The 12,945-nt window shown below is 67.3% G+C and carries 11 protein-coding genes and 1 pseudogene; 6 read left to right on the forward strand and 6 right to left on the reverse strand.

The window, feature by feature from the left end; genetic code table 11:
* Nucleotides 1-65: 65 nt before the first annotated feature.
* On the reverse strand, nt 66-1,103 hold the full coding sequence (locus AC5P6S_RS10335; protein ID WP_004147099.1) for a type IV pilus twitching motility protein PilT: 1,038 nt from the start codon (nt 1,101-1,103) through the stop codon (nt 66-68).
* Nucleotides 1,104-1,190: 87 nt separating this feature from the next.
* On the opposite strand from AC5P6S_RS10335, the gene AC5P6S_RS10340 reads away from it, so the two are divergent.
* A complete protein-coding gene (locus tag AC5P6S_RS10340) occupies nt 1,191-1,868 on the forward strand; it encodes a YggS family pyridoxal phosphate-dependent enzyme (RefSeq protein WP_049397192.1) in 678 nt (225 codons plus the stop codon).
* A gap of 18 nt (nt 1,869-1,886) precedes the next feature.
* Nucleotides 1,887-2,708: a pyrroline-5-carboxylate reductase gene (gene proC, locus AC5P6S_RS10345; protein ID WP_060381039.1), complete on the forward strand. Its 822-nt coding sequence runs from the start codon at nt 1,887-1,889 to the stop codon at nt 2,706-2,708.
* A 176-nt stretch (nt 2,709-2,884) separates the two neighbouring features.
* On the opposite strand, the gene AC5P6S_RS10350 is transcribed toward proC, so the two are convergent.
* Nucleotides 2,885-3,760 (reverse strand): LysR family transcriptional regulator, encoded by an 876-nt coding sequence (locus AC5P6S_RS10350; protein WP_060381038.1) that lies wholly within the window; start codon nt 3,758-3,760, stop codon nt 2,885-2,887.
* 71 nt (nt 3,761-3,831) lie between these two features.
* Here AC5P6S_RS10350 and AC5P6S_RS10355 point away from each other — a divergent pair.
* Nucleotides 3,832-4,461 (forward strand): annotated as a pseudogene (locus tag AC5P6S_RS10355) (short chain dehydrogenase); the annotation flags it as partial.
* Nucleotides 4,462-4,533: 72 nt separating this feature from the next.
* Here the strand turns inward: AC5P6S_RS10355 and soxR are convergent.
* Nucleotides 4,534-4,968: a redox-sensitive transcriptional activator SoxR gene (gene soxR, locus AC5P6S_RS10360; RefSeq protein WP_005415534.1), complete on the reverse strand. Its 435-nt coding sequence runs from the start codon at nt 4,966-4,968 to the stop codon at nt 4,534-4,536.
* 29 nt (nt 4,969-4,997) lie between these two features.
* Here soxR and AC5P6S_RS10365 point away from each other — a divergent pair, with 29 nt between their 5' ends.
* Complete coding sequence (locus tag AC5P6S_RS10365; RefSeq protein ID WP_049397187.1) at nt 4,998-6,419, forward strand: MFS transporter; 1,422 nt, start codon at nt 4,998-5,000, stop codon at nt 6,417-6,419.
* An 88-nt stretch (nt 6,420-6,507) separates the two neighbouring features.
* Here AC5P6S_RS10365 and AC5P6S_RS10370 read toward each other — a convergent pair whose 3' ends face one another.
* Entirely contained in the window at nt 6,508-8,529 is a 2,022-nt protein-coding gene (locus AC5P6S_RS10370; RefSeq protein ID WP_201861895.1) for an esterase/lipase family protein, read from the reverse strand.
* Nucleotides 8,526-9,503, reverse strand: a complete 978-nt coding sequence (locus AC5P6S_RS10375; protein WP_044569600.1) for an Lnb N-terminal periplasmic domain-containing protein — start codon at nt 9,501-9,503, stop codon at nt 8,526-8,528. Before AC5P6S_RS10375 ends, AC5P6S_RS10370 begins: the two co-directional genes overlap by 4 nt.
* A gap of 171 nt (nt 9,504-9,674) precedes the next feature.
* Between AC5P6S_RS10375 and AC5P6S_RS10380 the strand changes: the two genes are divergently transcribed.
* A complete protein-coding gene (locus AC5P6S_RS10380; protein WP_005408360.1) occupies nt 9,675-10,079 on the forward strand; it encodes a GFA family protein in 405 nt (134 codons plus the stop codon).
* A gap of 279 nt (nt 10,080-10,358) precedes the next feature.
* On the opposite strand, the gene AC5P6S_RS10385 is transcribed toward AC5P6S_RS10380, so the two are convergent.
* Nucleotides 10,359-11,876: an MFS transporter gene (locus AC5P6S_RS10385; RefSeq protein ID WP_099524424.1), complete on the reverse strand. Its 1,518-nt coding sequence runs from the start codon at nt 11,874-11,876 to the stop codon at nt 10,359-10,361.
* 107 nt (nt 11,877-11,983) lie between these two features.
* Here AC5P6S_RS10385 and AC5P6S_RS10390 point away from each other — a divergent pair, with 107 nt between their 5' ends.
* Entirely contained in the window at nt 11,984-12,919 is a 936-nt protein-coding gene (locus AC5P6S_RS10390) for a LysR family transcriptional regulator (protein WP_049397181.1), read from the forward strand.
* Nucleotides 12,920-12,945: the final 26 nt, after the last annotated feature.

A 12,945-nucleotide genomic window follows, 5' to 3' on the forward strand; every position in this document is an offset into this window, starting at 1 on the left:
TCGGTGGAGGAAACAACACGGGAACAGCAGCGCACTGGCGCACGCTGCCCCGTTACTGCCCCGCCTTACTCGAACAGGCGCTTGTCCTTGGCGTACTCACGGGCCTGGTTTCGGGTGATCAGGCTGCGCTTGACCAGGTCCTGCAGGTGCTGGTCCAAGGTCATCATGCCGTACTGCTGGCCAGTCTGGATGGCCGAGTACATCTGCGCCACCTTGTCCTCGCGGATCAGGTTGCGGATGGCCGGGGTGCCGACCATGATTTCCCACGCTGCGGTACGACCGCCGCCAACCTTCTTCAGCAGCGCCTGCGAAATGACCGCGCGCAACGACTCGGACAGCATCGAGCGCACCATCGGCTTTTCGCCGGCCGGGAACACGTCGATGATGCGGTCGATGGTCTTGGCCGCCGAGCTGGTGTGCAGGGTGCCGAACACCAGGTGGCCGGTTTCCGCCGCGGTCAGTGCCAGGCGGATGGTTTCCAGGTCACGAAGTTCGCCCACCAGGATGATGTCCGGGTCCTCACGCAGCGCCGAGCGCAGTGCTTCATTGAAGCCATGCGTGTCGCGGTGCACTTCGCGCTGGTTGATCAGGCACTTCTGCGAGGTATGCACGAATTCGATCGGATCCTCGACGGTGAGGATGTGGCCGTATTCGTTCTTGTTGATGTAGTCGATCATCGCCGCCAGCGTGGTCGACTTGCCCGAACCGGTCGGGCCGGTCACCAGGATCAGGCCCTGCGGCTGCTGGATCACTTCGCGGAACAGCGGCGGGCAGGCCAGGTCCTCGAGGGTGAGCACCTCGGACGGAATGGTACGGAACACCGCACCGGCACCGCGGTTCTGGTTGAACGCGTTCACTCGGAAGCGCGCCAGCGATGGAATCTCGAAGGAGAAGTCCACTTCGAGGAATTCCTCGTAATCGCGGCGCTGCTTGTCGGACATGATGTCGTACACCAGCGCATGGACCTGCTTGTGGTCCAGGGCTGGGATGTTGATCCGGCGAACGTCGCCGTCGACGCGGATCATCGGCGGCAGGCCTGCGGACAGGTGCAGGTCGGACGCTTTGTTCTTTACGGAAAACGCCAGCAGTTCGGCGATATCCATGAGCGGCTACTCCCCAATAACGGCTTCGACTGGAAGGATCTTTCCCCGGGCGGCAGTATAGCCTCCTGATTCAACGGAACGCGTTACGTGGCCACTTCCCTGCCCCAGATCCTGAGCAACCTGCATGCCGCCGCCGAGGCCGCTGGCAGGCCCGACCCACGCCTGCTGGCGGTGTCCAAGACCCAGCCGGCCGAGGCCGTGGCCGCGCTGGCCGCGCAGGGCCAGCACGCCTTCGGCGAGAACTACGTGCAGGAAGCACTGGCCAAGATGCAGGCGCTGCAGCACCTGGCGCTGGAATGGCACCTGATCGGCCACCTGCAGTCGAACAAGGCCGAGGCCGTGGCCAGCCATTTCGACTGGGTGCAGAGCGTGGACCGCCCCAAGCTGGTGACCGCGCTGGCACGCCATCGCCCGGCCGCGCGAGGCCCGCTGAACGTGCTGATCCAGGTCAACATCGACGACGAATCCAGCAAGCATGGCTGTGCACCGGAAGAAGTGGATGCACTGGCCGCAGCGATTGCCGCCGAACCCACCCTGCGCCTGCGCGGACTGATGGCGATTCCCGCGCCATGGCCCGAAGCCGAGCGCCGTCGGGATGCATTCGTGCGCATGCGCACACTTTTCCAGTCGCTGGCTGCCCAGCACGCGCAGATCGACACGCTGTCGATGGGCATGAGCAGCGACTACGCCGAAGCCATCGCCGAGGGCGCCACCCTGGTGCGCATCGGCACCGCCCTGTTCGGCGCGCGCCCGCGCCCGGCCTGATTTTTCAAGGAGATTTCCATGGCAGCTGATTCCATCACCTTCATCGGCGGCGGCAACATGGCGCGCAGCCTGATCGCCGGCCTGATCCGCCAGGGCGTGCCGGCCGCGCACATCCACGTCGCCGAACCGGTGGCCGAACTGCGCCAGGCGCTGGCCGCCGACTTCGGCGTGCAGGTGCATGACAACGCGAGCGATGCCGCCGCGCAGGGTGGCACCTGGCTGCTGGCGGTGAAGCCGCAGGTGCTGCGCGAAGTCTGCCAGTCTCTGCAGGCGCTGGCACAGGCGAGCCGACCGCTGGTGGTGTCGATTGCCGCCGGCATCACCAGTGCGCAGCTGCAGCGTTGGCTGGGGGGCGACCTGGCAGTGGTGCGCGCGATGCCGAACACCCCTGCCCTGCTCGGCGCAGGTGTGACCGGCCTGTTCGCCACACCGTCGGTGGACATGCAGCAGCACGCGCGGGCCGAGCAGGTGCTGGCCAGTGCCGGGCGCACGGTGTGGATCGACAGCGAGGGGCTGATGGATTCAGTGACTGCCGTTTCCGGCAGCGGCCCGGCCTATGTGTTCCTGCTGGCCGAAGCGATGGAAGCGGCGGGTATTGCCCAGGGCCTGCCGGCCGACGCCGCGCGCACGCTGGTGGTGCAGACCCTGCTGGGTGCCTCGCGCATGCTGGATGAGGCTGGTGAAAGCCCGGCGGAACTGCGCCGCCGCGTGACCTCGCCCAACGGCACCACCCAGGCCGCGATCGAGAGCTTCCAGGCCGGTGGCTTCGAGGCTCTGGTGGATACGGCACTGCGCGCTGCGCAGGTGCGTGGGCAGGAACTGTCTGCGGTGAATGATTGACCCCGATGTGTGCCGACCAATGGTCGGCACCTACCATCATCCACGCATGGCGTGGATCTATTGATACCTGTCGCCGCTGGAATGCACGGTGCTCTGCTGTCTGCGGTGAATGATTGCCCCCGATGTGTGCCGACCAACGGTCGGCACCCACCATCATCCACGCATGGCGTGGATGCTCATTGCCCCAACGTCGTCATGACGAAATCGACGAAGCACTGCAACCGCGGGCGCGGTCTGCGGTCGGGCAGGTAGATCAGGTGCATCGGCCGCGGTTCGGGCAGGTAGTCGCGCAGCAGCGGCTTCAACCGCCCGGCTGCAATCTCCCCGGCCAGCAGTGCGGTCGGCTGCAGCACCAGCCCGGCTCCGGCCACGGCGGCTTCGCGCAGTGCAACACCATCATTGCAGGTCAGGCGCGCTTCCCAGTCCACCTGTTCACCGTTGGCCAGCTGCCAGCCGTGGCCACCGCGCCAGGCCAGATGGCTCAGGCAGTCATGCCCTTCCAGATCGGCGGGCGTACGCGGCGTGCCGCGCCGGCGCAGGTAGGACGGCGCCGCGCACAGGCTCATCGCATACGGTGGCAGCGGCCGCGCCACCACCTCCTGCGACGGCAGCGGCCCGACCCGGATCGCCACGTCGAAGCCGTCCTCGATCAGATCCACACGGCGGTTGCTCAGATCCAGTTCGACGTTCAGCTGCGGCTGCGCGCGCAGCAGGCCGGCGAGCTGTGGCGCCAGCACGCAGCTGCCCCAGGTGGTGGGTGCGCTGACCCGCAGCAGCCCGCGCGGTTGCACCTGCAGTCCAGCCACGTCGGCCTCGGCCTGCTGCACCTGCTCCAGCACCTGCCGGCACCCGGCCAGGTAGGCGCTGCCGGCTTCGGTCAGGCGCTGGCGGCGGGTGTTCCGTTGCAGCAACCCGGTGCCCAGGTGCGCCTCCAGCTGCTGGATGTACTTGCCGACCATCACCGCCGAGACCTGCAGCTGTTCAGCGGCCCCTGCAAAGCTGCCGCACTCGGCTACCGCGACGAAAGCCTGCATGCAGCGAAGGGTATCCATTGCTAATCCGGAGTTAGGAATCTGCAAAGCATACGCCGCTTACCTAACCCCGCTGTGACGGCGCAGACTGCGTTCACTCCCTCACGCAAGGAACGGCCATGAAGATCCTCCTCGTTGGTGCCAGCGGCACCCTCGGCCAGGCAGTCGCCCGCCAGCTCGGCCAACAGCATCAGATTCTCGCCGCCGGCCGCAACAGTGGCGAACTGCGCGTGGACCTGACCGACGACGCCAGCGTCGCCGAACTGTTCTCGCGTACCGGCCCGGTTGATGCGGTGATTTCCACCGCCGGCAAGCTGCACTTCGGTCCGCTGCAGGACATGACGCCGGCGCAGTTCAACCTCGGCCTGCAGGACAAGCTGCTGGGCCAGGTGCGGCTGGCACTGGCGGCGCAGCACCATCTCAACGCCGGCGGCTCGATCACCCTGACCAGCGGCATCGTCAGTGCACAGCCGATCCGCGATGGCGTCAACGCCACCTCGGTGAATGCCGCGCTGGAAGGCTTCGTGCGTGCCGCCGCGTTGGAACTGCTGCCGCGTGGCCTGCGCATCAACGTGGTCAGCCCGAACGTGCTGATCGAATCGATGGCGGCCTACGGACCCTACTTCCCGGGCTTTGAAGCGGTGAGCGCGCAGCGCGCGGCGCTGGCCTTCAAGCGTGCAGTGGAAGGCATCCAGAGCGGCGAGACGATCACGGTCTGGTAAGAAAAAAGGGACGGAGGGGATCAAGTCGTCAATGCACAAACGACATAATCCCCTCCGTCCCCTTTTCGCGGGTCATTCCCAGCGCATCGGGCCGTCGCCGCGTTCGCCAAGCACATCGCCGGGGTTGGCCAGGCGGCAATGCTGCAGCGACAGGCAGCCACAGCCGATGCAGCCGGTCAGTTCATCGCGCAGCAGCTGCAGCATGTGGATGCGCTCTTCCAGCTCGGTGCGCCAGCGCGCGGACAGCTTGGCCCAGTCGGCCTTGGTCGGCGCGCGGCCTTCAGGCAGGCTCTCGAAGGCGCGGCCGACCGCTTCCAGTGGCATGCCCACCCGCTGCGCCACGCGGATCACCGCCAGCCGGCGCAGCACGTCGCGGCTGTAACGGCGTTGGTTGCCCGAGGTGCGCAGACTGCTGATCAGCCCCTTGCGCTCGTAGAAATGCAGCGCGGAAACGGCCACGCCACTGCGCTGGGAGACCTCGCCAACGCTGAGTTCCTGGGATGCCATTGCTTGACCTCAACTACAGTTGAGGTGGCATGCTGCTATCTTCGCCGCCAGTTGACAAGCGCGGCCCGTATCTGACCTGTATGACCCCGACCCTCTCTCCCACTGACACCGGCCTGCCGGCTGAAACGTCGATCCTGTCCGCGCGTTACCGCGCCACGACCATCGGCATGGTCGCGCTGGTCGCGCTGCACGCCTTCGAAGCACTGGCCGTCGCGGCCGCGATGCCCACCGTGGCCGAAGCACTCGATGGCCTGCGCCTGTACGCGCTGGCTTTTGGCGGCACCCTGGCCACCAGTGTGATCGGCATGACCCTGGCCGGTCGCTGGGCCGATCGCCACGGCCCTGCGCGGCCACTCTGGCACGGCCTCGGCTGCTTCGTGCTGGGCCTGCTGCTGGCCGGCTTTGCGACGCGCATGGGCATGCTGGTGGCCGGGCGCCTGATGCAGGGCCTGGGCGCGGGCGCGATTTCGGTCTCGCTGTACGTGATGGTTGGCCGCAGCTACCCCGAACACCTGCGACCGAAGGTGTTCGCCGCGTTCTCGGCCGGTTGGGTGGTGCCTTCGATGGTCGGCCCGGCGTTGAGCGGGCTGATCGTGCAGCATCTCGGCTGGCGCTGGGTGTTCCTGGCGGTACCACTGCTGGCGATACCGGCGGCACTGCTGCTGCGCCCCGCGCTGGCACGCATGCAGCCCAGTCCCGCCAGCACCGCCGACGATGGGCGTGGCAACGTGGTGCGCTGGGCCAGTGGTGCCTCGCTGGCCGCGTTGCTGCTGTACTTCGGCGGTCAGCAACAGGGCCTGCCTGCCCTGCTCTGCATCGGTGTGGCGATGCTGGCGCTGTTGCTCTGTGTGCATCGGCTGCTGCCGGCCGGAACCCTGATCCTGCGCCGTGGCCTGCCCAGCGTGATCGCACTGCGCGGCATCGCTGCGGCGGCGTTCTTCGCCTGCGAGGCCTATCTGCCCCTGCTGCTACAGCGCGAACGCGGGCTCTCGCCCAGCTGGGCCGGCGCAGTGCTCAGCCTCGGTGCGCTGGGCTGGTTCGCCGGCTCGTGGCTGCAGGGCCACCAGCAGCGTGGCTGGTCACGCCAGCAGCTGCTGCGCGCCGGCACGATGATGATGACGGTCGGCATCGCCGCCACGCTGGCCGTGCTGTTCAACGTAGTGCCACTGCCGGTGTCGCTGCTCGGCTGGGCCGTGACCGGCTTCGGTATGGGCATGATCTACGCCAGCCTGTCGGTGTTGACGCTGTCGTTGTCGGCGCCGCGGGAGCAAGGTGCCAACACCTCGGCACTGCAGCTGAGCGAGGCCCTGTCGGTGACCACCGCGCTGGCGGTCTCCGGCGCATTGTTCGCGTTGTTCGTGGAAAGCACCCCGCACACCGGCTACCTGCTGTGCCTGGCCATCACCTTCGGCCTTGCGCTGTTGGCCACGGTGATCGCGCGACGGGTGTAGCGCCGCCGCGCATCGCGGTAGTGCCGGCCGCTGGCCGGCAACCTCACGAACGCTGGAATGTCCAGATGATGACGGCCAGGGGCCGGCATTACCGCGTACCGGCCCCCACATCATCGATGTCCCGATGCAGGATGCGCCGCACTTCCAGCACCGCCTGCGGGGTCTCCTGCACGCTGTGGCCGGAGATGATCACCTTCTCGGACAATGCACCCGGCAGGTGCGCACTCCAGTACGGCACCAGCCCGTCATCGGATTTGTCCACCGGCAGTTCCGGTTTGCGCTGGGCGATGATCGAGTGGTACTTCAGGCCCGCTTCGATCGGCAGCTGTGCGGCGGCCTTCACGAACGGATCGCTGGCCTTGAGGTTGTCGATGCTGTTCGGAATCTTCGGCTTGGCCGTGCCATCGACCTGCTGTTCGGCCTGCGCCAGTGCCAGGAACACATCCTCGAATTTGCCGAGGATGGTCAGCGGCAGGCGTACCAGGCGACCGATCAGGCGCCCGACCTTGTTGCCGGCAATGTCGGTGCCCTGGTGCGGCGCGGCGATGAAGATCGCGCGTTCCACGTTCGGCTGCGCCTTGAAATGCAGCAACGGCCCCAGCTTGTTCTGCACCCGCTTCAGGCGCTCGCCCTTCAGGTCGTAGTTGGCCAGCAGGTCATTCCACAGTACGTCGCCCGAGTCACTGACCAGCAGGCGCGCCAACACGCCGCCCATGCTGTGGCCGATGTAGACCATGTCCTTCGATGCACGCGTGCTGCCGTTGGGATCGAAGTGCTTCAGCGTGTCGTTGAATGCATTGGCGATCTCGTAGCGGTTCAACGCGATCGGCGCATTGGTCGGGTAGTAGACCTGCCACACCTGGAACTGCTGGCGCAGCTCGGGGTCGCCCATGATCTCGTTGGCCAGGTTCACCCAGGCTTCCGGGCTGCTGGCCAGGCCGTGCAGCATGAAGATGATGCGACGATTCGGGTCCCACGGCTGCATCAGGTAGATGTGCGGTTCGCCGATGCCCTCGCTCATGCCGAACAGGGTGCGCAGCGATTGCCGGGCGAAACCGCTCTGCGCCAGCCACAGGCCATAGGCGGCGGTGAAGTTGCCGGCCAGCGGCACCTGCTCGCCATGCAGGGTGATGCGCTCGGTGGCTTCGGGCGAATAAGCGTCCAGCTCGACCCGGCGCGTGCGCATCACATCGTCCAGGTTGCTGCCCTCGAAGCGCAGCAGTGCGGTGACGTTGATCGAAGACATCTCGCTGAACTCGGGCACCGAATCGTCATGGCGATGACGGCGGCCACGGCGTGCGTCGTCCTCATCCTCCTGCGGTGTCTCGGCCTTGGGGCCCTCGGGTGCGATCACCGGTGCAACCAGCTTCGGCGGGTCCATCACCATCACCAGCTCGGCACCGAAGCCATCGCGGCGATAGGTACTGCGCAGGCCGACGAAGCTGACCGTGCCGGCCGGCACCAGCTGCGCGGGAATGCTCTTCAGGTTCAGCTGCTGGTAGTTGGAGGCCAGCGACCAGCTGCCGACCGTGAGCGGCTTCGTGTAGTCCTCGCCGGCCAGCGCAGCGGCGCGTGCGCGCACGAACAGCACCACTGCCGCCTTCTCGGCCGCGTAGTTGTAATAGTCGCGCACCTGCGTCTGGCGGTCCTCGAAGGCACGGTCGGACGGTGAGCGGCCGCTGTAGAACAGGTAGGCATAGGCATAGCGCGCCGCTTCCAGCCAGGCATCCAACGCCGCATCGCTCATCGGCGGATCGCCGGCAGCCGTCTTCTTCGGCGTCATCGCCAGCGCGGCCTTCACCCACAGTTCGGACAGCGCCGACAACCGCTGCTCGACATTGAGGTCGTCGGTCATCAGCAGCGTGCTGCGGCAGACCAGGAAGTCCTTTTCGCACTGCGACTCGTCCAGGCCTGCCGCGCTGAGCGTCTCGCGCGCGGCCGGGCTGAGCTTGCCCGTGTTGAGCACGTCGGCACGCTTGTTGACCAGCGAATCGCTGGACTTGACCTGCTTGACGGTAACCATCGCGCAACCGCTGCTACCCAGCAGCAGGGAGGCAGCGAACAACACCGGCAGCAGGCGCTGCCAGCGGCGTGGGAGGAATCGGGTCATTGCTGCGGGTCCTGCTCGGTGCCGGGCACGCCCTGGCGGATTACGGTGGAGAAGTGGTCGCCGCTGCCCAGGTCCAGCGCACGCTGGGTGATGCGGCCCTTGTCATGCAGCTCGGCGTACGGCACACCTGGAGCGAGCGCGCCGACCTCCTGCGCGTACTCGGCCAGGTAACCGGACAGCAGCAGGCGGTAATCCAGCGGCAGGCGCGGTGCGATGTGCCGGGCCAGGTCGAAGACGATGGTGGTGCAGTTGCTGGTCAGCGTGTTGTAGAAGCCGGGCTTGGCATCCAGTTCGCGGGCCTGCGCGATGTACGCAGCGAACAGTTCCTTCAGCTGTGCGCGGTTCATGCCATGCAGCCGGTACAGGTAGACATCCTCGCCGCGCGCGTTGGTGCGGGTGCGGATGATGTCGGTCTCCTCCGAAGCTACCAGGGTCATCTCGAACTTGCGGAAGAAGCCGCCCAGCGCAGAGAACGATTCACCGCGCTCCTTGCGGATCTCCAGCGAGAACACCACGTGGCGGCCGTCCTCGAAACCAAACGAGATCAGGGTGTGGGCGATGGCCGGGCCCATCCAGTACGACAGCACCAGATCGGCCGAGCGCAACTGGTCCAGGTCGTACTCGCGGCGCACCCAGCGGGCGTCGTAGTCGTTTTCGCTGCGCCAGCTGAAATCACGCACGTTGTCCAGCACGACGTGGCGGCCATCGAAAGACACCACGTGCAGGCGCTGGGCCACGTCATCGGCCCACACGCGGTCCTGGCGCGGGGTCAGCAGCAGCCACCACAGGCCGGCCAGCGCCAGCGATGCCCCGAACGCCAGGCCCAGGCGGCGCGAGGCACGGCCCCGCGCGACCCGCCACGACACCCACAGCGCTACCAGCAGCCACAGCCCGGCGACGCCGGTAGCCAGCCAGCCCGGCCCCGGCAACTGATAGGCCAGCAGCCCGGTCACCCACAGCGCCAGCAGCGCCATGGCACTTCCTGTCATCCATCGTCCTGCGGCTTTCACTGGCATCCTGTCGCGGTCCTGAAGCCGCATAGTTAGCCACAAGCGGGTTCACCGTGGCATCTACGGCCCGTTCAGGCACATCGGCGCACCGTCTGCGGCGGCCCCCGCGGCCAGACGGATCACACAGGAGCAATGATGGGCATCACTTCCGTGGCCGGCGTTCCGGTCCAACCCCAGCACCGCGCAACCTGCCACTGCGGCACCGTCGAGCTGCTGCTGGACCTGCCGGACGGCATCGTCGATCCCCGCCGCTGCGACTGCTCGATGTGCCGGCGCCGGGGCGCCATCGCCGCCAGCGTCCCCCGCCAGGGCCTGCAGGTGCTGCGCGGGCAGAACCATCTGCGGATGTACCAGTTCAACACCCATGTGGCCGAGCACTACTTCTGTGGCGTGTGCGGCATCTACACCCATCACCGGCGCCGCTCCAACCCCGACCAGTACGGCTACAACGTGGCCTGCCTGGAAGGCATCGACCCGTTCGCGTTGGGGGTGATCCCGGTCAGCGATGGGGTCAACCACCCATCAGACCGCACCGGCTAGTGGCGCGTGCGCCGCGGCGGGGTGGCCACCTTCTGCCAGGGCGCCATGCCGCTGCGCCCCGCCCGCGCGGGTCGTTTCAGCCAGGGCCGGCGCGGCGGTGCCGGTGGCGCATCCGCGGCCGGGGGAGGAAGCGGTCGACGGCCAGGCCAGAGATGATCGAGCAGCCACATGGCAGGTCTCCGTGGGGGACGGGGACGACCAAGCCTAGGCCCGGGTGGGCATAGGCAGCGTGAGCGGGACACGACAACGGGATGACGGCGAAGGCGGGCGATGAGCCTGCTACGCAGTACGCCCGACCAACGCGTCTTTGCGTTTCCGCAGCAACAGGTGCAACAACGCAGCACATGCGGCGGTCAGCAGCGCCAGTACACGCAGCAGTGTTGCCAGCGCCTCGCTACTGGCGTGCTGCAGCTGCATGCGGCTCATCGCCGGTAGCAGTGCCTGCGCCTGTTCCCGCGCCCCGGTGGCCAGATAGGCACCGGCACGCGCCAGCGATGCCGGCGACGCGCCCTGCAGCTGATGGCCGATCAGCAGCGCAAGCAAGGCAGTGACTGCGGCCAATGCGATGCCTTCACCGGCTACACGCACGGTCCCGAAGATGCCGGCGGCCATGCCCGCACGCTGTACCGGCACCACGCTGACCGACAGCCCATCCATCAGCCCCCATGGCAAGGCCGTCCCTGCACCGACCAGCATCAGCCACGGCACCCACTGCGAAGGCGACGGCTGCGATGCATGGCGCGACAACAGGTACAGGCCAGAGGCACAGACCAGCAGTCCCAGCGTGCACAGCCGCGCACTTCCAACGCGCTCCGCCCAGCGCGCAGCCAGCATCGGCAGCACCAGCATCGGCGCGGACAGGGCCAGCATCTGCAGCCCCACCAGGGTCGCGCTCTGTCCGTGCACTCCCAGCAGCTGCAGAGGCAATACCACCAGCAGCACCACGTAGCCGAAGCAGGTTGCGACCGGCAGCAGCTGGACACCGAGGAACGCCGGTTGCGAGAACAACGAGAGGTCCAGCAGGGGTGAGCGGTGCAGTCGTTCGATGCAGATGAACGCTGCGCCCAGCAGCAGCGTCGCCAACAGCGCCAGTTGCACGCGCACGGTATGCAGGCCGAACTCGCCCAGCCACAGCAGGGCCAGGGTCAACGCTGCCAGCATCAGGCTGAAGCCCAGCATGCCGCCGACATCCAGCCGCCCGCGTTCACCGTGGCTTTCGGGCAACACACGCGCGCCCAGTACGAAGGCGGCGAATGTCAGCACGCCGCCGACGGCGAACACACTGCGCCATCCCAATGCCTGCAGCAGCAGACCCGCAAGCAGCGGCCCCAGCGCCAACCCCGCACCAAATGTGGCGCCCAGCAGAGCGAAGACACGGCCACGCATCGGCCCCTGCCAGGCATGCGCGAGCGCAGCCGTGCCCGATGCCAACGCCGCTGCGGCGGCAACGCCCTGCAACCCACGCGCCAGATCCAGCGAGGGTAGCGTGGGAGCAAGGCAGACGGCGATCGTGGCAATGGTGAAGCCTGCTGTGCCCAGCAGGAACAACCGCCGCCGGCCATAGCGGTCGGCCAGGCCACCGGCAGCGAGCAGCAGGCTGCCGAAGGTGAGCATGAAGGCGTTGGTCACCCAGGCCAGCACGCTCGGCGACGACGCCACGGAACGGGCCAGCGCGGGCACCGCGACCGCACCGGCCGAGAAGGACAACGGCAACGCCAGTGCGGCCAGGCAGACGGCAAGCAGGGTCCAGCGCTGCTGCGTCTGGACAGGTACAGGGAGCATCGAAACCGGGGCCATGCGGGCCTCCATCCATCAGGGGCATTGATGATGGACGGGCCGCTATCCCTGAAAAACAGGCCCGATGGACGTTGATTGCGTCCCACTGTTCCGTAATCATGCCCCGCATGGACTCCATTTCTGCCCTGCTCGCCTTCGTCCGCACCGCGGAGGCCGGCAGCATCGTTGGTGCTGCGCGTGCACTTGGCCTGTCCGCGTCGGCGGTCGGCAAGCGCATCGCCCGCCTTGAACAGGAGCTCGGCACCCGGCTGTTCCAACGCACCACTCGCCGCGTGCATCTCACCGACGAAGGCGAACTGCTGCTGCAGCGCTGCCGGCGTGCACTGGACGAGCTTTCCGAAGCACAGGCGGACCTGGCGCAGCGACAGCACGCCCCCAGCGGGCTGCTGCGCATCGGCCTGCCCACCATCGGGTACCGCTTCCTGCTGCCGGTGCTGCCCGGCTTCCAGCAACGCTATCCGCAGGTGCAGCTGGAACTGGACTTCAACGACCGCATCGTCGATGTGGTCAGCGAAGGCCTGGACGCGGTGATACGCAGTGGTGAACTGGCCGATTCCAGCCTGACCGCACGGCGACTGGGCGGCTTTCGTTTCATCCTCTGTGCGGCGCCGGGCTATCTGCAGGTGCATGGAACGCCCGGCGATGTGGGCGAGCTGCGCCTGCATACCGCGCTGCGCTTTCGTTACCCCACCACGGGAAAGCTGCATCCCTGGCAGCTGCCGGGCATCGAAGGCGATGCCGGAGCGCGCCTTCCCACGGCGATGACCTGCAACAACATGGAGGCCGTGCTGGCCGCTGCGATCGGTTGCATGGGCCTGGCCTGGATGCCTGACTTCCTCGCTGCTGACGCGCTGGCCGATGGCCGCCTGCAACGGGTACTGCCTGCGCTGCCCACGCACCAGGGGCAGTTCTCGCTGCTATGGCCCGGTGGGCGCCATCCCAGTGCACGCCTGCGGGTATTCATCGACTATGCCGTTGCGCATCTGTTCCAGGGCGCCCCGGAAAAGGGGACGGAGGGGATTAAGTCGTTTCAGGCACAGTAGGACCGATTACGACTTAATCCCCTCCG

This window comes from Stenotrophomonas sp. YJH_SMC_119, assembly GCF_059368315.1.